The organism is Bauldia litoralis, assembly GCF_900104485.1.
In the GTDB taxonomy this organism is placed as follows: domain Bacteria; phylum Pseudomonadota; class Alphaproteobacteria; order Rhizobiales; family Kaistiaceae; genus Bauldia; species Bauldia litoralis.
In genome coordinates, this window is sequence record NZ_FMXQ01000010.1 from 104,582 (window position 1) to 130,328 (window position 25,747).

At 65.5% G+C, this 25,747-nt stretch carries 30 protein-coding genes, 1 tRNA gene and 1 riboswitch; of the genes, 16 read left to right on the forward strand and 15 right to left on the reverse strand.

The features are described 5' to 3' along the window. Nucleotides 1-30: 30 nt before the first annotated feature. A complete protein-coding gene (gene truA / locus BLT60_RS20615) occupies nt 31-798 on the forward strand; it encodes a tRNA pseudouridine(38-40) synthase TruA (protein WP_090879590.1) in 768 nt (255 codons plus the stop codon). Here truA and BLT60_RS20620 read toward each other — a convergent pair. The 6 genes from BLT60_RS20620 to BLT60_RS20645 form a co-directional block, all read right to left on the reverse strand. After that, nucleotides 795-1,385 carry a hypothetical protein gene (locus BLT60_RS20620; RefSeq protein WP_090879592.1) on the reverse strand — a complete coding sequence of 197 codons (591 nt, stop codon included), beginning with the start codon at nt 1,383-1,385 and terminating at the stop codon, nt 795-797. The genes truA and BLT60_RS20620 overlap by 4 nt on opposite strands. Then, entirely contained in the window at nt 1,378-2,550 is a 1,173-nt protein-coding gene (dapE, locus tag BLT60_RS20625) for a succinyl-diaminopimelate desuccinylase (RefSeq protein WP_090879595.1), read from the reverse strand. The genes BLT60_RS20620 and dapE overlap by 8 nt, the downstream gene beginning before the upstream one ends. Before the next feature lie 34 nt (nt 2,551-2,584). Further along, nucleotides 2,585-2,956, reverse strand: coding sequence for a DUF805 domain-containing protein (locus BLT60_RS20630; RefSeq protein WP_090879598.1), 372 nt, complete (start codon nt 2,954-2,956; stop codon nt 2,585-2,587). A 67-nt stretch (nt 2,957-3,023) separates the two neighbouring features. After that, on the reverse strand, nt 3,024-3,476 hold the full coding sequence (locus BLT60_RS20635) for a DUF805 domain-containing protein (protein WP_090879602.1): 453 nt from the start codon (nt 3,474-3,476) through the stop codon (nt 3,024-3,026). Between the two features lie 111 nt (nt 3,477-3,587). Then, entirely contained in the window at nt 3,588-4,433 is an 846-nt protein-coding gene (gene dapD / locus BLT60_RS20640) for a 2,3,4,5-tetrahydropyridine-2,6-dicarboxylate N-succinyltransferase (RefSeq protein ID WP_090879605.1), read from the reverse strand. Between the two features lie 79 nt (nt 4,434-4,512). Continuing rightward, nucleotides 4,513-5,100 (reverse strand): TetR/AcrR family transcriptional regulator, encoded by a 588-nt coding sequence (locus BLT60_RS20645; RefSeq protein WP_210185653.1) that lies wholly within the window; start codon nt 5,098-5,100, stop codon nt 4,513-4,515. A gap of 107 nt (nt 5,101-5,207) precedes the next feature. Here BLT60_RS20645 and BLT60_RS20650 point away from each other — a divergent pair, with 107 nt between their 5' ends. Then, nucleotides 5,208-5,648 (forward strand): ester cyclase, encoded by a 441-nt coding sequence (locus BLT60_RS20650; RefSeq protein ID WP_175478557.1) that lies wholly within the window; start codon nt 5,208-5,210, stop codon nt 5,646-5,648. A gap of 77 nt (nt 5,649-5,725) precedes the next feature. Here the strand turns inward: BLT60_RS20650 and BLT60_RS20655 are convergent, their stop codons facing one another. From BLT60_RS20655 to argB, 4 genes are all read right to left on the reverse strand, one after another. After that, the gene (locus tag BLT60_RS20655) at nt 5,726-6,622 is read right to left on the reverse strand and encodes a hypothetical protein (RefSeq protein WP_090879613.1); all 897 of its coding nucleotides are present in this window, start codon (nt 6,620-6,622) and stop codon (nt 5,726-5,728) included. Between the two features lie 20 nt (nt 6,623-6,642). Beyond that, nucleotides 6,643-6,783, reverse strand: a complete 141-nt coding sequence (locus BLT60_RS24465) for a hypothetical protein (RefSeq protein ID WP_175478549.1) — start codon at nt 6,781-6,783, stop codon at nt 6,643-6,645. A gap of 140 nt (nt 6,784-6,923) precedes the next feature. Beyond that, complete coding sequence (locus BLT60_RS20660; RefSeq protein ID WP_090879616.1) at nt 6,924-7,670, reverse strand: pyrimidine 5'-nucleotidase; 747 nt, start codon at nt 7,668-7,670, stop codon at nt 6,924-6,926. Further along, the gene (gene argB / locus BLT60_RS20665; protein WP_090879619.1) at nt 7,667-8,572 is read right to left on the reverse strand and encodes an acetylglutamate kinase; all 906 of its coding nucleotides are present in this window, start codon (nt 8,570-8,572) and stop codon (nt 7,667-7,669) included. Before argB ends, BLT60_RS20660 begins: the two co-directional genes overlap by 4 nt. Nucleotides 8,573-8,782: 210 nt before the next feature. Here argB and BLT60_RS20670 point away from each other — a divergent pair, with 210 nt between their 5' ends. Next, on the forward strand, nt 8,783-9,070 hold the full coding sequence (locus BLT60_RS20670; RefSeq protein ID WP_090879622.1) for a hypothetical protein: 288 nt from the start codon (nt 8,783-8,785) through the stop codon (nt 9,068-9,070). A 16-nt stretch (nt 9,071-9,086) separates the two neighbouring features. Here BLT60_RS20670 and yihA read toward each other — a convergent pair whose 3' ends face one another. The 4 genes from yihA to rpmH are packed head-to-tail and all read right to left on the reverse strand — an operon-like array spanning nt 9,087 to nt 12,303. Beyond that, nucleotides 9,087-9,725, reverse strand: coding sequence for a ribosome biogenesis GTP-binding protein YihA/YsxC (yihA, locus tag BLT60_RS20675; RefSeq protein ID WP_090879625.1), 639 nt, complete (start codon nt 9,723-9,725; stop codon nt 9,087-9,089). A gap of 58 nt (nt 9,726-9,783) precedes the next feature. After that, nucleotides 9,784-11,790: a membrane protein insertase YidC gene (yidC, locus tag BLT60_RS20680; protein ID WP_090879628.1), complete on the reverse strand. Its 2,007-nt coding sequence runs from the start codon at nt 11,788-11,790 to the stop codon at nt 9,784-9,786. Beyond that, nucleotides 11,787-12,143 carry a ribonuclease P protein component gene (rnpA, locus tag BLT60_RS20685; protein WP_090879631.1) on the reverse strand — a complete coding sequence of 119 codons (357 nt, stop codon included), beginning with the start codon at nt 12,141-12,143 and terminating at the stop codon, nt 11,787-11,789. The genes yidC and rnpA overlap by 4 nt, the downstream gene beginning before the upstream one ends. A 25-nt stretch (nt 12,144-12,168) precedes the next feature. Further along, nucleotides 12,169-12,303, reverse strand: a complete 135-nt coding sequence (rpmH, locus tag BLT60_RS20690; RefSeq protein WP_090879634.1) for a 50S ribosomal protein L34 — start codon at nt 12,301-12,303, stop codon at nt 12,169-12,171. Between the two features lie 383 nt (nt 12,304-12,686). On the opposite strand from rpmH, the gene BLT60_RS20695 reads away from it, so the two are divergent. The 7 genes from BLT60_RS20695 (at nt 12,687) to cobJ (ending at nt 19,681) form a co-directional block, all read left to right on the forward strand. Next, a complete protein-coding gene (locus BLT60_RS20695; RefSeq protein WP_090879638.1) occupies nt 12,687-14,123 on the forward strand; it encodes a dihydrolipoyl dehydrogenase family protein in 1,437 nt (478 codons plus the stop codon). Between the two features lie 105 nt (nt 14,124-14,228). After that, nucleotides 14,229-15,611 (forward strand): sensor histidine kinase, encoded by a 1,383-nt coding sequence (locus BLT60_RS20700; protein ID WP_244521371.1) that lies wholly within the window; start codon nt 14,229-14,231, stop codon nt 15,609-15,611. Nucleotides 15,612-15,720: 109 nt separating this feature from the next. Then, nucleotides 15,721-15,797: transfer RNA gene (locus BLT60_RS20705), tRNA-Arg, on the forward strand. A gap of 169 nt (nt 15,798-15,966) precedes the next feature. Further along, nucleotides 15,967-16,144: riboswitch (cobalamin riboswitch) on the forward strand. Between the two features lie 278 nt (nt 16,145-16,422). Further along, nucleotides 16,423-17,586 carry a precorrin-3B synthase gene (cobG, locus tag BLT60_RS20710; protein WP_090879644.1) on the forward strand — a complete coding sequence of 388 codons (1,164 nt, stop codon included), beginning with the start codon at nt 16,423-16,425 and terminating at the stop codon, nt 17,584-17,586. Further along, entirely contained in the window at nt 17,586-18,215 is a 630-nt protein-coding gene (locus tag BLT60_RS20715) for a precorrin-8X methylmutase (RefSeq protein ID WP_090879647.1), read from the forward strand. Before cobG ends, BLT60_RS20715 begins: the two co-directional genes overlap by 1 nt. A gap of 3 nt (nt 18,216-18,218) precedes the next feature. Beyond that, the gene (locus BLT60_RS20720; RefSeq protein WP_090879650.1) at nt 18,219-18,950 is read left to right on the forward strand and encodes a precorrin-2 C(20)-methyltransferase; all 732 of its coding nucleotides are present in this window, start codon (nt 18,219-18,221) and stop codon (nt 18,948-18,950) included. Beyond that, nucleotides 18,947-19,681 carry a precorrin-3B C(17)-methyltransferase gene (cobJ, locus tag BLT60_RS20725; RefSeq protein WP_090879653.1) on the forward strand — a complete coding sequence of 245 codons (735 nt, stop codon included), beginning with the start codon at nt 18,947-18,949 and terminating at the stop codon, nt 19,679-19,681. The genes BLT60_RS20720 and cobJ overlap by 4 nt, the downstream gene beginning before the upstream one ends. On the opposite strand, the gene BLT60_RS20730 is transcribed toward cobJ, so the two are convergent. Continuing rightward, the gene (locus BLT60_RS20730; RefSeq protein ID WP_090879655.1) at nt 19,657-20,421 is read right to left on the reverse strand and encodes a cobalt-precorrin-6A reductase; all 765 of its coding nucleotides are present in this window, start codon (nt 20,419-20,421) and stop codon (nt 19,657-19,659) included. The two genes, cobJ and BLT60_RS20730, sit on opposite strands and share 25 nt — an antisense overlap. Between BLT60_RS20730 and cbiE the strand changes: the two genes are divergently transcribed. From cbiE to cobF, 6 genes are all read left to right on the forward strand, one after another. Beyond that, a complete protein-coding gene (gene cbiE, locus BLT60_RS20735) occupies nt 20,420-21,625 on the forward strand; it encodes a precorrin-6y C5,15-methyltransferase (decarboxylating) subunit CbiE (protein ID WP_090879657.1) in 1,206 nt (401 codons plus the stop codon). The genes BLT60_RS20730 and cbiE overlap by 2 nt on opposite strands. Next, entirely contained in the window at nt 21,622-21,990 is a 369-nt protein-coding gene (locus BLT60_RS20740) for a cobalamin biosynthesis protein (RefSeq protein WP_090879660.1), read from the forward strand. Before cbiE ends, BLT60_RS20740 begins: the two co-directional genes overlap by 4 nt. After that, nucleotides 21,987-22,769 (forward strand): precorrin-4 C(11)-methyltransferase, encoded by a 783-nt coding sequence (gene cobM / locus BLT60_RS20745; protein ID WP_090879663.1) that lies wholly within the window; start codon nt 21,987-21,989, stop codon nt 22,767-22,769. Before BLT60_RS20740 ends, cobM begins: the two co-directional genes overlap by 4 nt. Continuing rightward, on the forward strand, nt 22,766-24,094 hold the full coding sequence (locus tag BLT60_RS20750) for a cobyrinic acid a,c-diamide synthase CobB (RefSeq protein WP_090879666.1): 1,329 nt from the start codon (nt 22,766-22,768) through the stop codon (nt 24,092-24,094). The genes cobM and BLT60_RS20750 overlap by 4 nt, the downstream gene beginning before the upstream one ends. After that, nucleotides 24,091-24,816 carry a uroporphyrinogen-III C-methyltransferase gene (gene cobA / locus BLT60_RS20755; protein WP_090879668.1) on the forward strand — a complete coding sequence of 242 codons (726 nt, stop codon included), beginning with the start codon at nt 24,091-24,093 and terminating at the stop codon, nt 24,814-24,816. Before BLT60_RS20750 ends, cobA begins: the two co-directional genes overlap by 4 nt. Before the next feature lie 173 nt (nt 24,817-24,989). Continuing rightward, nucleotides 24,990-25,742, forward strand: coding sequence for a precorrin-6A synthase (deacetylating) (gene cobF, locus BLT60_RS20760; RefSeq protein WP_090879672.1), 753 nt, complete (start codon nt 24,990-24,992; stop codon nt 25,740-25,742). Nucleotides 25,743-25,747: the final 5 nt, after the last annotated feature.

Here is a 25,747-nt window from a genome sequence, read left to right on the forward strand (position 1 = left end):
GATCGCAACCACATTTGCCGAGGCGAGACCTTGCCGCGCTACAAGCTGACCATCGAATATGACGGCGGTCCGTTCGTCGGCTGGCAGCGGCAGGAGAACGGCCGGGCGGTCCAGCAGGCGATCGAGGAAGCCGTCTTCGGATTCACCGGGGAAACCGTCGCGGTCAAGGGCGCCGGGCGCACCGATGCTGGCGTCCATGCGCTCGGCCAGGTCGCCCATGTCGACCTCACGCGCGACTGGGCCGGCAAGACGATCCGCGACGCGCTGAACGCCCACCTGCGGCCGGAGCCGGTCAGCATCGTCTCGGCCGAGCCGGTCGACGCGGCTTTCGATGCACGCTTTTCGGCGATCGAGCGGCACTATCTCTACCGGATCAGCGACCGCCGCGCGCCACCGGCGCTCGACCCTGATCGGGTCTGGTGGGTCTCCACCGGGCTCGACGCGGAGGCGATGCACCTGGCGGCGCAGGCTCTGGTCGGCCGGCACGACTTCACCACCTTCCGCAACACCCAGTGCCAAGCGAAGTCGCCGATCCGCACCCTCGACCGGCTCGATGTCAGCCGCGCCGGGGGCGAGATCGCCATCCGCGCCTCGGCCCGCTCCTTCCTCCACTCCCAGGTGCGATCGATGGTCGGCACCCTGAAGAAGGTCGGCGAAGGCCGATGGCCGATCAGATCCGTCGGCGAGGCGCTGGCGGCGCAGGACCGCACCCGCTCCGGCCCGGTTGCCCCGGCCCATGGGCTCTATCTCGCCGCGGTGGACTATCCCGACGCCGACGACACGCCCGCGAACGGCTAGAGGCCGAAGACCGAGTCGAGGGCAAGCGCGATCGTCAGGCTGACCGCGAGGTCGAGAATGACGATGCCGATGGCGAAACCGATGCCGACATCGAGGGCCCGGCGCGCGATCAGGAAATTGTAGCGCAGCACCACCATCAGCGAGGCGAGCATCAGGAAATTGGCGATCTCGGCATTGAGCAGGCCGAGGATGACCAGTAGTCCGATGACGCCGAACGGGGTCAGCGCGATCACCGCACCCCAGTTTCGGGCAACGATGAAGGCCGCGTAATTGCGCTGGATGCCGAGTGGCCGGGCCGCCAGCGCCAGCACCACCGGCAGCGCGATCCAGTCGAGCCCGAGGCCGACGACGCTGTCGAGGAACAGCGCGACGCCGCCCGGCCCGGCCGTCTCCACCGCCGTCTCGGACAGCATGATCTGCTCGGCCATCGTCGTCAGGAAATAGGCGGGCAGCAGCAGGACGATGACGCGGAAGGAGCGCCAGAAGCCTTCGACGCTGACATCGAAGGCGCGCATCGCCTCCGGCCGATCGAGGAACAGGTCCCAGGCGCCGGTCAGCGAGCGTCGAATCTCGTCCCGGTCAAGCATCGGCAGCCGACGCAAAATAGCGATCGAGGAAGCCGCGATAGATCGTTGCCAGGCGGGTCAGGTCGTCGATCGGCACCCGCTCGTCGACCTGGTGCATGGTGTCACCGACGAGGCCGAATTCGACCACCGGACAGACATCCTTGAAGAACCGCGCATCCGACGTGCCGCCGCCGGTGGTCAGCGCCGGCGTCTCGCCGGTGACGTCGCGGATTGCCGCGGACAGCGGGCCGATCAGCGCGTCGGACCGGGTCAGGAACCACTCGCTCGGGCGCTGGACGATGTCGAGTTCGTGGATCGTGCCGTCCGCAGCGGCGGCGATCTCGGCGCGCAGGAAATCGGTCAGGTCGGCGACCGACCAGCGGTCGTTGAAGCGGATGTTGAAGCGCGCCCTCGCCTCGCCGGGGATGACGTTGAAGGCCTGATTGCCGACATCGACGCTGGTGATCTCAAGGTTCGACGGCTGGAACCCGTCGGTCCCCTCGTCCAGCGTGAGCGACGACAGGCGATGCAGGATCCGGACGAGGACCGGGACCGGGTTGTCGGCAAGGTGAGGATAGGCGACGTGGCCCTGGCGGCCCGGGACGCGGATCGTCCCCGACATGCTGCCGCGCCGGCCAATCTTCACCGTATCGCCGAGGCGCGCCGCCGAGGTCGGTTCGCCAACCAGCGCCGCGTCGAAGCGATGCCCCTTGGCCAGCGCCCAGTCGAGGAGCTTGACCGTGCCGTTGATCGCCGGCCCCTCCTCGTCGCCGGTTATCAGCAGCGACAGGGTGCCGGCCGGGCCGTCGGCGGCGAGGAAGCCGGAGGCGGCGGCAACGAAGGCGGCGATGCCGCCCTTCATGTCGACGGCGCCACGACCGTAGAGCGCGCCGTCGGCGATCTCCGCGGCGAAAGGGGGATGGGTCCAGCGCATTTCGTCGCCGACCGGCACGACGTCGGTGTGACCGGCAAAGACGAGATGCCGCCCGCCGTCGCCGATCGTGGCGAAAAGGTTCTCGACATCCGGGGTGCCGGGCTCGGAGAAGACCAGGCGCTCGGTCGCGAAGCCCAGCCCACCGAGCGTTTCGGCGAGACGGCTCAAAGCGCCGCCCTCTGCCGGGGTCACCGATGGGCAGGCGACGAGGGACTTGAGGCAGGCGACAGGATCGATGGGGAATTGCGTCATGGCAGCCGATCTATCGCCGCCACTGCCCGCCGCGTCAATCGGCACGGAAGGCTGGCGGCGGGCCGTAGGCGTTCGGACCGTCGGTTCCTGCGGCGAAAGCCAGAGCGATCAGCCCGAAAATCCCAAAGAACGGAACACCAAGAATGAGGCAGAAAGCGCCCGATATGCCGAGATCGTGACAGCGCTTCGCCGCCAGCACCAGTTGCGCGACAAGCAAGGGAAGCCACAGGCTGAGCATCAGGACCGCAGCCAGCGTCGCCCAGCTTTCCCGCGTCAGCAGCAAGGCGAAGAGCGCTGCGTTGATCGTGAAGATCAAACCGGCACCCAGCGCATATTCACGCCGGGCGATTCGTCCCTGCGGCCGGAAAAAGAAGGTGAAGAAGTCTTCGAGGCCGACGGAACGCATCACACCGGGCGAGGGATCGGGGGCGCGGCCAAACGGGCCGCGCGCCCATGAGACAACGGGGCGTCGTTCAGGCGCGCCCGGCGAGCGGGTCTTCCCCGTAGGTATTGGATCCGACCGTTCCGCGCAGGATTCCGAGTTCGATCAGGTACCAGATGCCGACGATCAGCAGCAGGATGCCGAAGATGTAATCGAGGGCATTCTGGTTGAACGGATTGCCCATGAGGCCGAACACCGTCAGCAGCGACTGCAGGAGCGAGAGGCCGATGCCGATCAGCGCAAGCGATCCCGGCTTATTGCGATCCTGGAAGCGCTTGGCGGACAACGCGTAGGCCGGATAGAGCAGAACGATGTTGAGGATCAACATCGCGATACGGCCAACGACGGTCATGGCCCCGCCGAGGAGATAGGTAACGAGAACGCCGAGAATCAAGGCAATGACAATCAGAATCGCCAGCCCCGCCCACCATTGGCTGCGAGGAATTCGTCCGCTCGTCGACGTGAGAATGTAACCGAAATCCATGGCGCACCTCCGCTTTCCGGCCAAAAACCGTGCCGGACTCTAGCTGAGTCGCGCCGAATCCGACACCGGCGTCCAGTCCGCCGGTGTCGGCCTGTTGAACCCGTTGTCCGCTCAGTCGCGAAGCAGCTCGTTGACGCTGGTCTTGGCGCGGGTCTGCGCGTCGACCTGCTTGACGATCACGGCGCAATAGAGCGACGGGCCCGGCTCGCCATTTGGCAGCGGCTTGCCGGCGAGGTTGCCGGACACCACCACCGAATAGGGCGGCACCTTGCCGACGTGGATTTCGCCGGTGGCGCGGTCGACGATCTTGGTCGAGGCGCCGATGAAGACGCCCATCGAGATCACCGATCCCTCGCCGACAATCACCCCCTCGACGACCTCCGAACGCGCTCCGATGAAGCAGTTGTCCTCGATAATGGTCGGCCCGGCCTGCAACGGCTCAAGAACGCCGCCGATGCCGACGCCGCCCGACAGATGCACATTCTTGCCGATCTGCGCGCAACTGCCGACCGTCGCCCAGGTATCCACCATGGTGCCGGAATCGACATAGGCGCCGAGATTGACGAAAGACGGCATCAGCACGACGCCCGGCGCGACATAGGCCGAATGACGGACGATACAGTTCGGCACCGCGCGGAAGCCGGCCTTGCCGAATGCCTCTGCATCCCATCCGTCGAACTTCGACGGCACCTTGTCCCACCAGGATGCGTCGCCCGGTCCGCCCTTGATCAGCCCCATCGGATTGAGCCGGAAGGACAGGAGCACCGCTTTCTTGAGCCATTGGTTGACGACCCATTCGCCGTCCTTCCTCTCGGCGGCGCGGGCCGCGCCGCTGTCGAGAAGGCCAAGCGCCGCGTCCACCGCGTCGCGAACCTCGCCGGTGGTGTCGACGTTGATCGTGTCTCGGGCGTCGAAAGCGGCGTCGATGGTGGCTTGCAGGGCGGCGAAATCGGCCATGGGAGTCCTCGGCTTCAGAAAGGGAAGAATTGCGCGCGGAACCTAGGCGAAGCCCGGCGCGGGCGCAATCGACCCGCGGTCAGCGCGATACGATCCCGGCAAGCCAGTCTCCGACCAGGGACGCCTTCGCGTCATCGTCAAGGCCCTGCCCGTCGAGCGCGCGCCAGGTGGCAAACTGAACCGCCGCACCGAGCGTCGCGCCGGCGCGGGGATCGCTTCCAGCCGCATCAACCGCCGTGAGAAGATCCGCGACGATGCTTTCGAGGTAGGCACCAAACGCTTTCATGGGCCCCTGCAGGGCAGGAACGTCCTCGACGTCGCGATAGGAGACGGTCCACATCCGCCGGGTCGCCCGGTAGTAGGCGTAAAGGCTTGCCAGCGCCGTCCGGACACGCGCGCCCCCGCTCTTTTCGGCCCAGGTCTCAGGATCAGGCGGCGGATGGCCCTCCAGCCAATGCGCGGTGCAGGCCTCGAACAGCACGCCCTCGTCGGGGAAGTGGCGATAGACGGTAAGCCGCTGGACGCCCGCTCGTTCAGCGATCGCGCTGATGGTCGACTGGCGCGGCCCGAGTTCCTCATGAATTGCCGCCGTCGCCTCGATGATCTTCTGGCGGGTTTCCTCACGGGATTCGGCGCGCTGCTTCTGGACATAACGACGTTTGATCATTTCAATAAACATAATTGTTCAATGAATTCTTGACAAGGAAAAACGCCGCGGATAAATGCGCGCCAATCGAGTGAACAATAACGTTCAATTAAATATGGAGAATGAAAATGACGAACAGTGCGCAAATCGAACGCAACCGGACCGTCGTCGCCGAATTCCTCGACGGCACCCATTCCGGCCGCTTCGAGGTGATCGAGGATACCGTCGCGGAAACCATCGTCACGCACGGTTTCCCGGGTGGAAATCCCGATAGTCGCGAAAGCTACCGGCAGTGGTTCCTCGGCTTCCAGGCCGGATTCACGGTCGTCGGCTTCGACGTTCCGGCGATGGTCGCCGACGAGGAGAGTGTGGCGGTGCGTTGGGAATTCACGGTCGACCATACCGGCCCGTTTGCCGGCGTCCCGGCGACGGGCAAGCGCATCACCTTCGACGGCACCGCCTTCTACCGCCTGGAAAATGGCCGGATTGTCGAGACCTGGCTGCACATCGACCAGCTCTCGCTTCTCGGCCAGGTCGGCGCCTTGCCGGCCATGGCCAATGCCGCCTGAGCGACAGGCCAGGCCCACAACAAAAAAAGGCGAGAGGAGACTTCTCCTCTCGCCTTCCTCGCTCGGTCGATGCGCGACTAGACGCGTCGTGCGACGAACACGCGGGACACCGTGTTGCCATCCCGGTGCGAGCCGCCCATCGTGGCGCCGAACCACGCTGCGACGAGCGCGATCAGGAACCCGGTCGCGGTGAGGAAGCCCATGACCAGCGTCGCATTCTGCGCCGCATCGGTCGCTTCCTCGGCGGCATCGGCCGCGGCCTCGGCGGCGGATTGCGCCTCGGCATAGACCTCATCGACCCGGGCCTCGGCCTCTTCCTGCGTCAACGCCGTGCGGGAAGCGACGAGTTCGGCCAGATAGGTCTTGTCGTCGGCATCGAGTTCACCGTCGGCAACGGCGCGCGCCAGGATCTGCGCACCCTGCTCCCGGACTTCACTCGCCCGCGAGGCCGATATCGGCGGCGTGGCGCGGGTCAGCTTGTCGACGGTATAGCCCGCGACCGCTTCCGCTCCATCCGACTGGACCACGGAGCCCGCCGCATCGACCGCGGCGGAACCGACCTGGGCAGCACCGGTCGCCACAGAGGTTGCCGTGGAAATCCCGATCCAGGCGAAAACGAAAACGCCGAGCGCCCAGATGACCGCGCCATGGAGCGCGTCGCGCATCTCGACTTCGCCGCCGGTCGCGTCACCGACGGGCGGCCGCATCCGGCCAGCCACGTATCCGCCGACATAGTAGGCGAAGGCGGTCGAGGCGAGGAACCAGATCGCGGCGATGATGCCGATGGTCGTGACGCCTGCCCCATCGTTATCCCAGGGCGATACGAGCCCAAGGCCGAGCGCCGACCCGAAGCCGACAAACACCACGCTGGTCGCCAGCGCGACAGCCGCTCCGGCGAAAATGGCGCTCCAGTTGAAGTATGAGGCGACCGGGCTGCCGGCCGCCGGTGTGACCACGCTTGTTGTGTTGCTCATGACCCTGCCCCCGATCCGGCTCAAGCCAAACCGACGAAGGACAGGATCGCCATGACAACGACGATGAGTCCGATGATGTAGATGATGCCATGCATGGTGTTGCGTCTCCTCTCGATGATCCCTTTCGGGACGGTTCCGGCTGTCGAGCGCGCGAACGACATCGGCCCGGCAAAACCGCCGAGGAAGACACTTCGTTTTACGTGCGTTGTTGCGTCGCCAGCCCGCCTGACCTTACCGCCAGGCTATCGGAGACAAGAACGCGCCATCGCCAAATCGGTTCCACGGCCCTGACGACTCTCCGTCAGGCAGCGGGGATGGCGTCCAGCACGGTTTCGAGGAACGCGCCAAGATCGTCGGTCAGGAACTCGACATGCGGTTCATTGCGCCCCTCGACCTCCCAATCCTCGTGGAAGACCTCGGCAGTGCCACCAGGCACGACCAGAACGGTTCGCATGCCCAGCGCCGCCGGGACTGCGAGATTGCGCGAAAGATCCTCGAACATCGCCGCCCGCGCCGGATCGATCCCGGTCTCGGCGATGAAGCCGTCATAGGTCTCGCGATTGGGCTTGGGCAGAAGCCCGGCACGAACGATGTCGAAGATGTCCTCGAAGTGATCGGTGATGCCGAGTCGCGCGGCTACCTTCTCCGCATGTGCCTTGCTGCCGTTGGTGAAGATGAACTTGCGACCCGGCAGCCGCTGCAGCGCCGCGGCCAACCGTGGATCTGGCTGCACCACCGAATGGTCGATGTCATGGACGAATTCGAGGAATTCGTCCGGCTTGATCCCATGCTCCTCCATCAGTCCGCGCAGCGTCGTGCCATAGCGACGATAGTAGTCCTTCTGCACGGCATGGGCTTCGGTCGGCCCCATCTTGAGCAGGCGGCCGACATAGTCGTGAATGCGCTGGTCGACCTGGAGAAAGAGGTTAGCGTGGCGCGGATAGAGCGTGTTGTCGAGATCGAAAATCCAGCCGTCGACGGAGGCAAAGGGCTTCAGGTCGGCGACCGTGTGTCCGTTGGCCTGGCGCGGCGCGGGGATGTCGTTCATGGCAGGATCAGCGTTCCGGCGCCATGATCGGTGAACAGTTCGAGCAGGACGCAATGCGGCGTCTTGCCGTTGAGAATGACGACGCCTTCGACACCGCGATCAAGGGCCTCGATGCAGGTCTCGACCTTGGGGATCATACCGCCCGTGATGGTGCCATCGGCGATCAGCGCCTTCACCTCGGCGACCGTCAGTTCCTTGATCAGCTTGCCGTTCCTGTCGAGCACGCCGGGGACATCGGTCAGGAACAGGAGCCGCGCTGCGCCGAGCGAGCCGGCGATCGCGCCGGCAAAGGTATCGGCGTTGACGTTGTAGGTCTCGCCGTCGGCGCCGGGAGCGACAGGCGCGATGACCGGGATCAGTTCGGCGCCGAGCAGCATGTCGATCACCGCGCGATTCACCGTCTTCGGTTCACCGACGAAGCCGAGATCGATTACTTTCTCGATGTTCGAATCCGGATCGATCTCGGTGCGCCGCATCTTCTCGGCGACCACCATGTTGCCGTCCTTGCCGGAGAGACCGACCGCCTTGCCGCCCTCGGCGTTGATCGCCATGACGATCTCTTTGTTGATCGAGCCGGCCAGCACCATCTCGACGACATGGATCGTGCGCTTGTCGGTCACGCGCAGGCCACCGCGGAACTCGGACTCGATGTCGAGCTTCTTGAGCATTTCGCCGATCTGCGGTCCGCCGCCATGGACGACGACCGGACGAACGCCGGATGTCTCGATCATGGTGATGTCGCGGGCGAAATCCTTCGACAATTCGGCATCGCCCATGGCGTGACCGCCGTATTTGACGACGACGATCTTGCCCTCGTAGCGCAGCATGTAGGGCAGCGCCGCCGAGATCAGGCGGGCCTTGGCGATGGCATTCTCGGTGTCCTGATCGTAGCTGTCGACCATACCTGTACGCTCTCGATGAAGGTGGGCGGCCTCTATAGCCGCTGCGGACCGTGGCGACAATCGCAGCCGGAAGCGGCACGAAGAAGACGCCGGCCCGATTGGCGATATCTGCGAATGGGCGCGCGACGCCACCGGCGCTTGAATGTCGGGCGCCGCATCCGTACAAGCCGATTGCCCGCAACCCGTGGCGATCGTCCCGAGGCCAGCCCGATGTTTCGTCTCCTTCTCGTCCTGATCATCGCCGCCGCTGCGCTACCTCTCCTCGTCGAGAGCACCACGTCGCCCTGCGAGGCGCTGGAGCGCCGGCTCGCCCAGGCCGAGTCGCGCGCCGCCGGAACGTCGCCGCTGTCGAGCCTCCTGCCGAGCCCGGCGCCGCAGCCCTCCGGCAGCGGTATGGCGACCGTCGCGGTGCGGGAAAGGTATCCCGACCTGCCGCCGACGGCTGCCTGCTACATCGTCTATTACGAGACCTATTACCGGTCGATCGTCGGCAGCTAGCCGGCCGAAGGGCCGCTCACAGCAGCGCGGCGATCACCGCGCGCAGTTCGGGAATGCCAAGGCCGGTTCGCGACGCGGTCTGGATAATCTCCGGATGCGCCGCCGGGCGCTTCGAAATCGCCAGCCGGGTTGCGGCGAGCACGGCCTCAAGAGCCGTGGCCTTCGGCTGATCGCACTTGGTGAGCACGATCTGGTAGGAAACCGCCGCCGTGTCGAGGACATCAAGGGCTTCGATGTCGTTCGCCTTCACGCCATGGCGTGAGTCGATCAGGACATAGACCCGACGCAGGTTCGAACGGCCGCGCAGGTAGTCGAAGATCAGCCGGGTCCAGGCGCCGATCGCCGTCTTGGAGGCGCGGGCATAGCCGTAGCCCGGCATGTCGACGATGGTCAGGGCGGGCCCGGCGGAGAAGAAATTCAGTTCGCGGGTCCGGCCGGGCGTATTGGAGGTGCGGGCCAGCGCCTTCTGTCCGGTCAGCGCGTTGATCAGGGACGACTTGCCGACATTCGAGCGGCCGGCGAAGGCGACCTCGATACCGGTGCGCGGGGGAAGTCCGTCGACCGCGCCGGCGCTCATCACATAGGCCCAGGGACCGGCAAATAGCAGCCGCCCCTTCTCAAGGTCCGCGTCGTTGTCTTGCGATGACTCGGTCATGGCCCGGACGGCCTCCCGCAGCTATGGCGGCGGCCCGGGGACCCGGACCGTCCGAAGATCAGGCTTCTGCCGGTCGGGACGGCTTTGCCGTCGGCTTCCGTCGCTTTGCGGCTGGCTTCGCCTTGGGCGCAGCCTTCTTCTTCGGCGTCGACGACTTGGCCGGGACCGACTTGGCGGCGGGCGCCGAGTCGTTGGCCGGCTTCGGCGCCTCGACGGCCTTGGTGGCGCCGCCCGACGACTTCGGGGTGCCACCGCCAGCGCCACCTTCGGGCGTCGGCTTCTTGAGGCCAACCGATTCCAGGATGTTGCCCATCAGGTTCACGTCAACGCCCTGGCGGCGCATGATGTAATATTGCTGGGCGACCGACAGCGTGTTGTTCCAGGCCCAGTAGATGACCAGACCGGCCGGGAAGCCCGCCAGCATGAACATGAAGATCAGCGGCATCCAGGTGAAGATCATCCGCTGGGTCGGGTCCGGCGGCGTCGGGTTCAGCCGCATCTGGACGAACATCGAGATGCCCATCAGCAACGGCCAGACGCCGAGCATCAGGAAATCCGGCGGCGTCCAGGGGATCAGCCCGAAGAGGTTGAAGATCGACGTCGGGTCGGGCGCCGACAAATCCTGAATCCAGCCGAAGAACGGCGCATGCCGCATCTCGATGGTGACGAAGAGCACCTTGTAGAGCGCGAAGAAGACCGGAATCTGGATCGCGATCGGCCAGCAGCCCGCGAGCGGATTGATCTTTTCCTTCTTGTACAGCTCCATCAAGGCCTGCTGCTGCTTGACCTTGTCGTCCTTGTATTGCTCGCGCAGCTCCGTCATCTGGGGCTGCACCTTCTTCATCGCGCTCATCGACTTGTAGGACTTGTTGGCGAGCGGGAAGAAGACCAGCTTGACGAGGACGGTCACGGCAAGGATGGCGACGCCGAAGTTGCCAAGCATGCGGAACAGCCAGTCGATGAGGAAAAACATCGGCTTGGTGAAGAAGTAGAACCAGCCCCAGTCGATCAGGAGCTCGAAGCTCTCGATGTCGTAGGTTTCCTGGTAGCCATCGACGACCGAGACCTGCTTGGCGCCGGCGAAGAGGCGGCTGGTGCTTTCTGCCGTGCCGCCGGCCTGGATCGTCAGCGGCGAGCCGCTGAAATCGGCCTGATAGCGAAGCGAGGGGTCGGTCGAGCGGAGGAACCGGCCGGTGAATTCCTGGTCGGCCGGCGGGATCAGGGTCGTCGCCCAGTATTTGTCGGTGATGCCGAGCCAGCCGCGCTTGGCCGGCGACATGACCATCGGCGGGACGTCCTCGAGATCGCTGTAGTCGATCTCCTCAAGCCCTTCGTCGCCGAAAACGCCGATCAGGCCTTCATGCAGGATGAAGAAGCCCTCGATCACCGGCTCGTCAAGACGCGTCACCCGTCCATAGGGCGTCAGCGCAACGGCTGCATCCGTCGCGTTGGACACCGTTTCGGTGACGCTGAACATGTAGAATTCGTCGACCGAGATCTTACGCTCGAAGACCAAGCCCTGGCCGTTGTCATACGTCAGGGTGACCGGCGAACCGACGGCAAGCGTCGCACCTTCCGGCGCTGTCCAGATCGTCTCGGGACCCGGCAGCGGGCCGTTGTCGGCCGAACCGATCCAGCCGAACTCGGCGAAGTAGCCATCCGGCCCCTTGGCCGGCGACAGGAGGATGATCGTCGGGCTGTTCGGGTCGACCGTCTCGTGGAAGTCGTTGAGACGAAGATCGTCGATCCGTCCGCCGCGAAGATTGACCGAGCCGCTCAGGCGTTCCGTGACGACCGGGACGCGGGGCGATTCCGCCAGCGCCGCATCGCGGGTCAGCGCTCCGGTCTCGCCGATGCCGGCGGGCGCGACGCCGGCCGGAGCCGGAACCCCGGGAATATTAGCGTTGTCGCCGGTCGCAGGGGTCGCGGGACTGGCGGTCTGCTCAGCAATGATCTGTTGCTGGCGCGCCTTTTCGATTTCCGGGCCGGCAACGAAATATTGCCAGCCGATCAGCACCGCAATCGACAGCGCGATGGCCACGAGAAAGTTCTTGTTGTCCATCATGCTCCGGATCCGCCTCCGGCGGCCTCGTTCTGCGACAGTGCTGCCATTCCGCTGCTTAGATCGTCAACAAGTCGGTCAAAAGGAAGGCGCAGGGCTGCCCGACGCCCAATCAACACATAATCCGTGCTTTCGCTCGCACCACCCGCAGCCGAAAGCCTGACGACTTCCCGCAAGCGTCGACGAATGCGATTACGGACGACAGCGTTACCGATCTTCTTTGTCACGGTGAAGCCGAAACGTGGTTCGCGGCCTGTTTCAGTCGCCCGAAGCGCCTGAAGGACAAAGCCGGGGCGCGAAATGCGGCGGCCTCGACCGACCGCACGAAATTCACTGCGACGCTTCAGCCGGTCCATGGGCCCGGCATCCGCCCGCCGGACTTCAGGCGGACAGCCGCTTGCGGCCGCGGGCGCGACGGGCCGCGATCACCTTCCGGCCGCCGGTGGTCGCCATGCGGGCGCGGAAGCCGTGCCGACGCTTGCGCACCAGCTTGCTGGGTTGGAATGTCCGTTTCATATCTACCTACATCTCCGCGCGAGAACGCGTCGGGCTTATAAGGTTCGGGTCGAATCGAGTCAACGCTACCCGTGGCCGCATGCCAGCGGCCCGCCACCAGCTGGGAGGCGAGAGAACGCCGGAATCGCGCCGCGAGCAGCACCCCGATCCACGAATTTGACCGGCAAATTACATTAGCGCATTGTTTTTGCAAGATGATTCTGTCGAAGCCATCGCAAGGACGGGCTCGTCACTCCGTCCAGGGACCTTGTAGCAAAAAATATGGCGCCCCCTTTCGCCATCCCCAACTGGTAACCGGATGACCGCATCTTGTTCCGACGGCCTGCGCAACATGTCCCATTTCGCCATCTACCAATCGGCTTCGGTCGCGGCTACAGAGTGTCATGGCTGAAGAGCTGAAACCGGATATCTGCGTCATCGGCGGCGGGCCCGCCGGTATCGCCGTCGCCATTGCGGCTGCGAATGCCGAGGTTCCCGTTGTCCTCGTCGAAGGCAGCGAGATGGGCGGCGTCAACGTGGCCGCCGCGGTGCCCTCCAAGGCGCTTGTCGCGGCGGCGAGCCGATACGAAAGCCTGCGGGTCGGGCCGGCTTTTGGCGTGACCGGGGCACCGCTGCAGGTCAATCTCGGCAAGGTCCACGATCATCTTCGCTCGGCGACCGAGGCGGTGGCGGCCAACGGGTCGGCCGAACGGCTGACCGCGCTCGGCGCCACGGTCGTCAAGGCGCAGGCCCGATTCGTCGACGGGCATACGGTGGTTGCCGGCGACACGACGATCCGCGCCAAGCATTTCGTTATCGCCACCGGCGCCAAGCCGGTCATTCCCGATGTTCCGGGTCTCGGCGAGGTCGACTACCTGACCTTCGAGACGATCTTCGACGCGACGCGAAAGATGGGCCACCTGATCGTGCTCGGCGCCGGTCGATACGGACTTGAGATCGCGCAGGCCTATACCCGGCTGGGCATCGACGCGACGGTGATCGACGACGGGCCGGCGCTCGCCGACGAGGATCCGGAACTCGCGGCGCTGGTGCTGGAACGCCTGCGGGCCGAAGGGATTCGCGTCCGCGACCGGACACGTATCCTTGGTGTGGCCAGGCGGCGCGGAGGAATCCGGGCGACCGTCGCCGCCATCGCCGGGAGCGAAAGCGAGGAGATCCCGGTCGACGGCACACATATTCTCGTCGCACCGAGCCGGCGGGCAGCCAATATCGGCGGACTTGGCCTCGACAAGGCCGGCATCGAGCATGATGGCGAGGGCATCAAGGTCGATCCGCATTTGCGGACGACCAACAACCGCGTCCATGCGATCGGCGATGTGATCGCAGGGCCCGCCGGCGTCAACCGCGCCGAACATCAGGCGGCGATGGTGGCCAAGCGACTATTGCGCCAGGCCGGACCTGCGACCGGCGTGTTCCCCATCCCCTCCATGGCGATGACCGATCCGGCACTGGCCGCGGTCGGCCTTGACGAAAACGAGGCCCACCGGAAGCACAAGGATGTCCGTGTGCTGCGATTGCCGTTTGCCGAAAGCGACCTGAACCAGGCCGACCGAGCGACGTCTGGATTGCTGAAGATCATTGTCACGGATCGCGGGCAAATCCTTGGCGCCGCCGCGGTCGGCCGCGAGGCAGGCGAGGTCATAGCCCTCTGGTCGCTGGCGATCGCCAACCGGCTCACCATTGACGCCATGCAGACCTTCGTGGCGCCGTATCCGACCCGTGCCGACCTGTCGCGGCGGATCGCCGAAAGCTTCACCGGCCCGGGTTTGACGCCACCGCCGCGGCGACGCATCATCGATTTCCTGAGAAAATCCGGCTGATTGGCTATGGACGACCGGCCGCGCAATACAGAGGCCGAAATCGCGCGCGACGCAGCGGCCAGAATACCTCGGGCCCGTCGCGGCCCGGGCCTGTCGTGGAAGCTGTTGATCCTGACTCTGCTCTTCGTCTCGGTCAGCGCAGTGCTCATCTATGTTCCCTCGATCGCCAACTTCCGTCTCACCTGGCTCTCGGACCGGCTGGCGATGGCCGACACAGCCAGCGTCGTGCTCGCCGCCGCCGACACGGTCGACGTTCCCCGCGATATCCAGGACCAGTTGCTCGCCGCGGTCGGCGCCACGGCGATCGCCATCCGCACCGGCTCGGTCAGCCGGCTGATCGCCGCGGTCGAGATGCCGCCCGAGATCGATCGGACCGTCGACCTGAGGATGATGGAACCGGTGGCCGACATCGTCGCCGCCTTCGAGACGCTGCTCGCCCCTGACGAGCGGATGCTCCGGGTGATCGGCGATTCACGCAACAGCGGCGCGGTCGAACTGGTCATCACCGATACGCCGCTTCGCGATGCCATGCTGTCCTATTCAGTGCGGGTTCTGTGGCTCGCCGTGCTGATCTCGGTCATCCTGTCCGGCCTTCTCTTCCTGAGCGTCGACCGGATGTTCGTGCGGCCGATGCGCCGCCTGTCGCAGAACATGGTCGCCTTCTCCGACGCGCCGGACGATTCCACCCGGGTGATCACGCCGAGTGGACGCGGCGACGAAATCGGTGTCGCCGAGGACCACCTCGCCAGCATGCAGCGTGACCTGCAGACAACGCTGCGCGAACAGCGGCATCTCGCCGATCTCGGCCTTGCGGTGTCGAAGATCAATCATGACCTGCGCAACATGCTCGCCTCCGCCCAGCTCTTCTCAGACCGGCTCGGCGGCGTTTCCGATCCGACCGTCCAGCGCTTCGCGCCGAAGCTCATCGCCGCACTTGATCGGGCAATCTCCTATTGCCAGACGACGCTCGCCTATGGCCGGGCCCGCGAGGCCCCGCCGTCCCGACGTCTGATAGCGCTCGATCGGCTGGTCGACGATGTCGCAGACGGGCTGGGACTCGTTGGCCACCAGACCATCGCCTTCGACAATGCCGTGGCGCAGGGCATGGAGATCGATGCCGACCCCGACCAGTTGTTCCGGATTCTGGTCAATCTCGGCCGCAATGCCATCCAGGCGCTGGAGAGCGATTCGTCGCCCGCCCTCGTCCGGCGGCTGACGATCTCCGGCGAGCGGCGCGACGGGTGCATTGCCATCCGCGTGGACGATACGGGCCCGGGCATTCCGCAAGCGGCGCGCGCGCATCTCTTCCAGGCGTTCCAGGGCACCGTACGGCCCGGCGGCACAGGGCTAGGACTGGCGATCGCGGCCGAACTGGCACGCGCCCATGGCGGCTCGGTGGCGCTTGCCGAGAAGGCCGGCCCGGGCGCCTGCTTCGAGATCATCATCCCCCATCGCCGCGAATCGAACGGCCGGCCACGCGCCGCCTGAGCGCTCGCATTGGCGTCGTCTTCAACAGGACGAACGCCAGCGCGCTTGCATTCCCGCCGATCCTTCATTAGCTATTGCCGCCGTCCGGTCCGTCACGCGGCACCGGCGCGCGCCCGTAGCTCAGCTGGATAGAGCACCAGACTACGAATCTGGGGGTCAGAGGTTCGAATCCTTTCGGGCGCGCCAATTCTCTCCCGATATGATTGACCGGCAATCGATGCAATATCCGGCACCGCGCTCCCGCTCCTGCGAGGATGGTGATTGCGGTGGCGCCGATTCATGGAAATGGGGTTGCGCGAGCTCCGGCAAGGCGACCGCCGGAAACACTGCGGCTTGACAAGGAAGCGGATTGTTCCCCAAGAGAAGCAGCGTTGGACAGGCGAGGAGGGAATGCGACTGGGGCCCCCGAAGCGCTGCTGCCCCCCGCGATCGTGACTGGAAAAGGTCACCCCCAAGCCACTGACAATAATGCCGTGAAGGTGGAGAACCCTGAATGCGCAAGCCGGGAGACCTGCCAACGCAAAGAGTGAGTGGTCGGCCGGGGTGCTCCGCGGCCGGTTGGACGTGCAGTTGTCTTGTCAGGACACGCCACCTCCTGTCCTGCCCTTTCCATTGATGGACGGACAAGACGATGAGCGTCTCGCTGCAGGTTTGCGCGCGGCCGTGGCGCGGCTGAGTGGATTTTTGCCCTTGCGCCACCACCTGGACACAACGCGACGCGATCCCACACCCTTCCGGAAGGGATCGCCCGCGTGGCCCGTACCCGTTCCTGGCGGGCGGATCGCGATTGCGACGCGTCGGGGAGCCGACCATGGCTGAGCCGGTCATCAAGGGCTGGTGTCCGGGTGCGCTGCGCCCGATGCTGTCGGGCGATGGCTGGGTCGTTCGCCTGCGGCCGCCCGAAGGACGGCTCTCGCCGCAGCAGGCATCGGGAATTGCCCGGCTGGCGCTTGAATTCGGCAACGGTGTGATCGGCCTCTCGGTGCGCGCCAATATCCATTTGCGCGGCGTGATCGAGCAAGGCATCGGCCAACTGGTTGAACGGCTCGACGGGCTGGGACTCATCGACGAGACCCACGATGCAGAGGAGCGGCGCAATATCGTGCTCACGCCGTTCTGGTCTTCCGAAGACGGCATCGTTAGGTTGGCTGCCGCGCTGGCCGCATCGATGACCGCATCGGACGCACCCCGCCTGCCGGCGAAGTTCGGCTTCGCCATCGATTGCGGGCCGATCCCGGTCCTGAGCGGTGTCCCCGCCGACATAAGGCTGGAGCGTGGCGCCGATGGTGGCTTGATCTGTCGCGCCAGCGGTGTTGCGTCCGGTGCGCGTGTGTCGGCGGATACTGCCGTCGATACCATGTTGGCGCTCGCCAACTGGTTTGTGCAATCGGGCGGGATTACCGGCCACCGCGGCCGCATGACATCTCACATCGCGCGCGGCGCGGTGCTGCCGGAAATTTTCACCGAGGCAATGGCTCAGTCAGCATCAACGTTTTCCCCGAAGCCGGGGCCGGTTGCGGCGGGCGTTCTGGTCGGTTTCGAATTCGGCCAGGTGCCTGCCGACATGCTCAGGACGCTATCCGATATGGGCGCGCTACGCGTGACGCCGTGGCGGATGCTGCTGATCGAAGGTGTGAGCGCCACGCCCGACCTGCCCGGCCTTGTCACGCGCGCCAATGACCCGATGCTTCGCGTCATCGCATGCACTGGCGCACCGGGATGCCTGCAAGCCGAGCAGCCGACACGTGCGCTGGCGAAATCCTTGGCCCCGCACCTGCCGGACGACGCCGTGCTGCATGTGTCGGGCTGCGCAAAGGGCTGCGCGCATGCCGGCCCGGCACCTTTGACGCTGACGGCGCAAGCCAACGGGTTCGACCTGATCCGTCACGGTACAGCGAGAGACAGACCTCAGCGCCGAGGTTTGACGGCAGAGTTTCTTGCGGCCAACCCGGCAATCCTGCGGGAGGCGCCCTGATGCCTTTCGCCTACGAAACCGACGGCAGCGCGATCTATCGCAAGTCTTTCGAAACGATCCGCGCCGAAGCCGATCTTGGCCGCTTCACAGCGGAAGAAGAAGTCGTGGTCGTTCGCATGATCCACGCGGCAGGCATGGTCGGGCTGGAGCAGCACATAAGTTTTTCCTCCGGCATGGCACAGGCAGCGCGGGCCGCACTCGAAGCTGGTGCACCGGTCTTGTGCGACGTGCGGATGGTGAGCGAGGGAATCACGCGGCCTCGGCTTCCGGCCCACAATGACGTAATTTGCACGCTGCAGGAGACCGGTGTGCCCGAGCTTGCGCTCAAGATGGGGACAACCCGTTCGGCCGCGGCCGTCGAACTGTGGCGGCCTTATCTGGCAGGCGCCGTTGTCGCGATCGGCAACGCGCCGACTGCGCTGTTTCACCTGCTCAACATGCTCGAAGACGGAGCATGCCCCCGTCCTGCTGCGATCGTCGGCTGTCCGGTGGGATTTGTCGGCGCAGCCGAGTCGAAGGCGGCGTTGATCACCACGCTGCCGGCACCGGCCCTGGTCGTCAAAGGTAGACTCGGCGGGTCCGCGATGACCGTCGCTGCCATCAATGCGCTCGCAAGCCGTAAGGAATAGTTCTTGGGCACGATCATTTGCACGGGCCTCGGCCCCGGCGATCCGGATCTGATCAGTGTCCGGTCAGACCGGCTGATCCGCGCCGCACGCCATGTTGCGTATTTCCGCAAGGCCGGCCGACCCGGTCAGGCGCGCAGCATTGTCGAAGGCATGTTGGCGACTGATGTCACGGAACATGCGATGGAATATCCGGTCACCACGGAGCTTCCCTTCGGGAGTGCCGAATACAAACGGCTGCTGGCTTCCTTCTATGACGACTGGGCCATGCGGCTTGCCACTCTCGCCGCAACCACCGACGTCGTCGTGCTCTGCGAGGGCGACCCGCTGTTCTACGGTTCGTTCATGCATCTTCAATCCCGGCTGCACGGTCGGGCGGACGTCGAGATCGTGCCTGGCATCAACGGCATGACCGGATGCTGGAACGCGATCGGCATTCCCATCACCTGGGGAGACGATGTTCTTTCCGTCCTGATGGGTACACTGCCCGAGGACGATCTGCTGCGCCATATGCAGAGTGCCGATGCGCTGGTTGTCATGAAAACCGGTCGGAACCTGCCCAAGGTGCGCCGGGCGCTCGAGCGCGCGGGTCGCTTGTCCGATGCATGGTTGGTTGAACGCGGCACGATGCCCGATCAGCGCGTGGTGCGGCTCGCCGAAACCGAGATCGCCGAATGCCCCTATTTCGCAACCGTCCTGGTCCACGGACGAGGCCGCCGCCCGGAGACAGGGGAATGAACGGTTCCCTGATGGTCGTCGGCCTTGGTCCGGGAGACACGGCGCTCGTCACCCCCGAGGTCAGCGCAGCATTGGCGGCCGCGACGGATGTCGTCGGCTATCTTTCCTATCTGGCGCGCGTGCCGCCGCGCGAAGGTCTCACGGTGCACGCCTCGGATAACCGGGCCGAGCTGCAACGCGCGCGGCAAGCCCTGACGCTGGCGGCGGAGGGACGGCGTGTGGTTGTCGTTTCGTCGGGCGACCCCGGCGTATTTGCCATGGCGTCAGCCGTGTTCGAAGCGCTGGAGGATGCACCGGAGTTGCAGACACTCGATATTCGCGTGCTGCCCGGCATCACAGCCATGCTGGCGGCCGCCGCTCGCGTGGGCGCGCCGCTTGGCCATGATTTTTGCGCGATCAACCTCAGCGACAATCTCAAGCCCTGGGCGCTGGTGGAACGGCGGCTTCAGTTGGCCGCCGAGGCTGATTTCGCCATGGCGTTCTACAATCCCCGCTCCGCCGCCCGCCCGCATCAATTCGCACGGGCGCTGAATATCCTTCACGCCGCATGCGGACCCGATCGGCTGATTACCTTCGCGCACGCGGTGACGACGGCCGACGAGCACATCGAGACCGTGACACTGGCCGAGGCACGGCCGGAAATGGCCAATATGCGGACCGTCGTGCTGGTCGGGAATTCCGCCACCCGCCGGGTCGGGCGTCACGTCTACACACCGAGGCGCGCAGATTGATCGAGCCAGCGCATGACCTCATCGACGCTTTGTGCAGTCCTGCGCTCCGCCAGGCCAGGCGGATCAATTTGCGGCCGGCCGATCATGATGACGGGCAGGCTGAGCGCGCGAGCGGCTTCAATTTTCGCCCTCGAACCTTCGCCGCCTGCGTTTCTGGCGACGATGAGCGTGATGCGGTGATGGCGCAGCAGCGCGAGATCGCCCTCGACGGTGAAAGGACCGCGCGCCAGCACGATCTCGGCATCTGGCAACGCCAGCGTGGTCGCCGGCGGATCAACGAGACGCAGCAGGTAAAAGTGCTGCAATCGAACGGCGAACGGCTGCAGATATTGCTTTCCGATGGCAAGAAAAATCCGTGCTGGACGATCCGGCAGCGCCGCGGCCGCTTGTTCGACCGTCCCTACATGCTGCCAATTGTCACCCGGCCCCGCTACCCATGGTTCGCGCGAGAAAGCGATCAGCGGTGTACCGGTCCGTGCGCAGGCGTCGACCGCGTTCTTGCTGATCTGGCTGGCAAAGGGATGCGTCGCGTCGATCACATGGGTAATCCCTTCCTGCCTGAGATATTCGGCGAGGCCGTCAACGCCGCCGAAGCCGCCTGTCCGCGTCGGCATCGGTTGCGCGGTCGGCGCCGCAGTGCGCCCCGCATAGGAAATGACCCCCGGCACGTCGGCGGCGGCAAGCGCGCGGCCGATCTGGCCCGCCTCCGTCGTGCCGCCCAGGACGAGGACAAGCATCATGTCTGACTCCCCTGCCGGTTCGGCGACCAGGCCCTGGATCCGGATCATCGGGATCGGTGAGGATGGCCTTACGGGCTTGTCCCAATCAAGTCGAGACGCGCTGGCGCAGGCGGACATCGTGTTTGGAGGACCGCGTCACCTCAAGCTTGCCGGGATCGGTGCCGGCGGCCGCCCGTGGCCCGTTCCGTTTTCAGTTGACCCGGTGCTTGAATGCCGGGGCCGGCAAGTGGCTGTTCTGGTGTCGGGAGATCCGTTCTGGCATGGCGCGGGGGGCAGCCTGGCGGCGCGCCTTTCTCCCGGTGAATGGATCGCATTTCCGGCGCCATCGAGCTTCTCGCTGGCAGCTGCAAGATTAGGCTGGCGCTTGGAGGAGGTGAGTTGCCTTGGCCTTCACGCCGCCCCGTTCGAGACATTGCTTCCGCATCTGACGCGCGCGCGGAGGGCGATCTGCCTTCTACGGGATGGCGCGGCCGCGGGCGATCTGGCCAGGTGGCTGACGCACAAGGGTTTCGGTGCATCATCGTTGAGCGTGATGGAGGCGCTCGGCGGTCCTTCGGAGCGCATCCGCACGACGCCGGCCGCAAGCTTTGATCTTGCCGACGTCGCCGCGCCGGTCGCGATGGCGATCGTGGCGGCGGGAGCCGCCGGATTGCCTCGAACGCCAGGATTGCCGGACGAAGTCTTCGTCCACGATGGTCAGATTACCAAGAGTCCGATCCGCGCCCTGACATTATCCGCGCTGGCACCGCGGCCCGGGGAAACATTGTGGGATATTGGCGCGGGATCGGGGTCGATATCCGTGGAATGGTGCCTTGCCGGTGGCAATGCGTTTGCAATCGAAGCGCGCGCCGATCGCGCCGAGAATATTCGTAGCAACGCGGCCGCATTCGGCGTGGCTCATCGCTTGACGGTCGTGACGCAAGAGGCGCCGGCGGCGCTGGAGAAGCTGCCATCCCCGGATGCAGTCTTCGTCGGCGGTGGAGGCGGTCAGTCCTTGATCGACACGCTCTGGTCGACGATCCCCGCGGGATCGCGGCTGGTCGTCAATGCCGTGACGCTGGAAACGGAAGCGCTCCTGCTGCTCGAGCAGAAAAGGCGTGGCGGCGATCTCCTGCGGATCGAGCTTTCGCGGGAAACGCCGCTTGGAAAGATGCGCAGCTGGGTCCCCTCCCGACCCGTGGTGCAATGGAATGTGGTACGATGAGGATCGCCGGCGTGGGGTTCCGCGAAGCGGCAGGGATTGAGTCGCTGCGTGGCGCATTGATGGCCGCCGGCGGCACCGATGGCATCGTCGCCCTGGCAACGGCGGCCAAAAAGGCCCAGGCCGAGGCGCTGGTTGCCTTGGCGGCCGAACTGCGTTTGCCGATCTGGGCGATCGACCCCGCCGCACTGGCCACCGTTACAACGCGGACCTGGTCGGATCGGGTGGCTTCGCGTTTCGGAACAGGCAGTCTTGCCGAAGCAGCTGCGCTGGCAGCCGCCGGGCCTGCGGCCCGGCTGGTCGCGCCGCGCGCGGTATCGGCCGACGGCATGGCAACGGCGGCGATTGCAGAAGGGGTAGATCGATGACGGTGCATTTTATCGGGGCCGGACCGGGAGCCCCTGACCTGATCACCATCCGCGGGCGCGACCTGATCGCATCGTCGCCGGTATGTCTGTTTGCCGGTTCGCTGGTGCCGAAGGCCTTGCTTGGCCACTGCCCGGCCGGCGCCAGGGTCATCGATACGGCGCCGATGTCGCTGGACATGATCATCGCGGAAATCGCCGCGGCCCACGCGGCGGGGCAGGATGTCGCGCGGCTGCATTCTGGCGATCTTTCCGTCTGGTCCGCAATGGGCGAGCAGTTGCGTCGGTTGCGGGCACTTGGCATTCCATATGACGTTACGCCCGGCGTCCCGTCCTTTGCCGCCGCGGCGGCCGCTTTGGGCGCGGAACTTACCCTGCCTGGCGTCGTGCAGTCGGTGGTGCTGACGCGCACCTCGGGCCGGGCATCCGCCATGCCGGAGGGTGAAAGCCTCGCTGCTTTTGCCGCGACAGGCGCGACGCTGGCGATCCATCTGTCCGTGCATGTGCTCGATCGGGTCGTTCTGGAACTGACCCCGCACTACGGCGCAGACTGCCCTGTGGCCGTCGTCTGGCGCGCGAGTTGGCCTGATGAGAGAGTTGTCGTTGCTACGCTCGGGACACTTGATGCCGCCGTTGCAGGCGAGATGGAGCGCACGGCGCTGATCCTCGTCGGCCGCGCAATCGGCGCGCAGGAGTTCGACGAGAGCCGCCTGTACGCGCATGACTACGATCGCCGCTTTCGTCCCGTTGGCGTCGATCCCCGCTTTCGGGAGGGCGCTTGACCCCTCCCGGCCTCGTCATTTCCGCGCCTGCCTCGGGTACCGGCAAGACCACCTTGACGATGGGCTTGCTCGCTGCCTTTCGCGCGCAAGGTCTGGTGGTGCAGCCCTTCAAGTGCGGGCCGGATTATATCGATCCTGCATTTCACACCGCAGCGTCAGGGCGCTCTTCGCTGAACCTTGATAGTTGGGCGATGCAGCCAGCACAGATCGCGGCCCTGATACAGGCAGCGGATGGCGCCGATCTGGTGTTGGCAGAGGGATCGGTGGGCCTGTTCGACGGCGCCGCGATGCGCGGCGAGGCCGGAACCGGTGCCAGCGCAGATATTGCAGCGCTTGCGGGCTGGCCGGTGGTGCTGGTGCTCGACATTTCGGGACAGGCGCAATCGGCGGCCGCCGTGGCGCTTGGCTTTGCAACGCTGCGGAAGGATGTCGCCCTCGCCGGCGTCGTCCTCAATCGCGTCGCCAGCGCCCGGCACGAGGCACTCGCGCGGGCGGGCCTTGATGCCGCGGGTATCCGGGTGCTCGGTGCGCTGCCTCGGCGGCCCTCGGTTGCCTTGCCGGAACGTCACCTCGGCCTGGTGCAGGCAGAGGAGCAACCGCGTCTCGCCCAGATTCTGGCCGAGATGGCCGATTTCGTCACAGAGCATATCGATCTGCCGGCGCTGCGCGCGATCGCGATACGGGCGCAGACGGCCGATGCCGTGTCACTCCGGAATAGTCCACCGCCAGGAGGCCGGGTGGCGCTCGCTCGCGATGCGGCCTTTTCCTTTGTCTATCCGCATATGCTGGCTGAATGGCGCGCGGCCGGCGCGGAAATCCTGCCGTTTTCTCCGATGGCCGATGAGGCACCCGACGCATCGGCCGATGTCTGCTGGCTTCCAGGCGGATATCCGGAACTCCATGCCGGACAACTGGCGACCGCTGCCCGATTCCGCTCGGGCCTTCGCAGCTTTGCCGAGACGCGACCCGTGCATGGCGAATGCGGTGGCTACATGGTGATGGGCGAGTGCCTGGTGGACGCTGCGGGCGTAGAACACGAGATGGTTGGACTATTCAAACTTGCCACGTCGTTCGAGAAGCGGCGCTTGCATCTCGGCTATAGACTTGTGCGCTTGAACACCTCGATTCCCGGTCACGACGCCGGCGCTCGGTTGCGAGGGCATGAGTTCCACTACGCCACTGTCCTCGAACAGGACGACGCCCCGCTCGCGCAAGTGGAAAACGCCGCCGGCAACTCCGTACCGGAAACGGGATCGTGCAGAATTCTTGACGGTGGCGGGCGAGCGACCGGTTCATTCTTTCATCTGATTGCGGAGGCCGGATGACGGGCTTTGTATCCTTTGTCTCGTCCGGGCCCGGAGATCCGGAGCTTCTGACGCTGAAAGCGGTGGCGAGGCTTCAGGTCGCTGACGCGGTCCTGTTCGACGATCTGTCGTCAGGTCCGATCCTTGCGCATGTGCGGGCCGGCGCCGATCTCGTCAGCGTGGGCAAGAGGGCCGGCCGTGTGTCGCCGAGACAAGCCGAGGTGAGCCGGCTGTTGGTCGACTATGCGACAACGCACGCGCGGGTGGTCCGGTTGAAGTCCGGTGACAGTGGGTTATTCGGCCGCCTGGAAGAAGAAATCGAAGCGCTGTCGGTTGCCGGCATCGGCTACGAGATTATTCCCGGCGTCACATCCGCCTGCGCCGCGGCGGCGGCGGCCGGCATTCCGCTGACGCGACGGGAGCTTGCGCGGCGGGTGCAATTCGTCACCGGCCATGGCGCAACGGGTGCGCTTCCCGACGGATTGAACTTCGCCGCTCTGGCCGACCCGTCGGCGACAACGGTGGTCTACATGGCAAGACGCACGTTTCCCGAACTGGCGCAGCGATTGATCGCTGCGGGTTTGCCCGGGACGACGCCAGCGCTTCTTGCCGAATCTGTCAGCCATCCCGACCAACGCCTGACGCGATCGACCGTCGCCGAACTGGCGGCACGAATCGCGACTGAGGCGAGCAACGCCCCTGCCGTGATCCTGTATGGTGCACTGACCGCCGACCGCTCTTGACTTGGTGTGGGGCCGGTGACACCCGTAGGTCAGCAATCGTGCTCGCGGGTAATATACCCTTCGGTCGCCAGCTTCGGCCCCGCTCGCATGGCGGTCGCCCGGGACATGCGGCCTGATCGCATCGGAGAAACTGGCGCGGCCACGATTTAGGCCGCGTTTTCGTTTGGAGGCAGATGATCGAGCTTCTTCTGGTGGGCATCGGCACCGGCAATCCCGAACATCTGACGCTGCAGGCGATCCGGGGGCTCAATTCCGCCGATCTGGTTCTGATCCCGCGCAAGGGGTCGGACAAAGCCGACTTGGCCGATCTCCGCCGCTCGATCTGTGCCGAAGTGGTCACGAACTCCGCCACGAGGGTCGTGGAATTCGACTTGCCACGGCGCGATCGGACGGTCGCCGATTATCGTCGCGGCGTCGATGACTGGCACGACGCCATTGCCAAGGTCTGGTCCGATACCATTCGATCCGAACTCCCCGACGGTGGGTCGGTGGCGTTTCTTGTCTGGGGTGATCCGACGCTCTACGACAGCACGCTGCGCATTGCCTCGCGTCTGGAACCTGCCCCGCGAGTCCGGGTGATTCCAGGCATTACTTCGATCCACGCTCTCGCCGCATCCCATGCGATTCCGCTTACCGATATCGGCGCGCCATTTCTCGTGACGACGGGAAGGCTGCTGCGCGATGCCGGCTGGCCGGCGGGCGTCGACACGCTGGTCGTGATGCTCGATGGAGATTGCGCATTCCAACATCTCGATCCGGCAGGCGTTGTGATCTGGTGGGGTGCCTATGTCGGAATGGCGGAGGAGATCACTCTGTCCGGTCCCCTCGCTGAATCAGCTCCGAGAATCATCCAGGCCCGAGCTGAAGCGCGAGAAGCGATGGGCTGGATCATGGATGTTTATGTGCTGAGGCGCACTGGCGGCTGAGCACG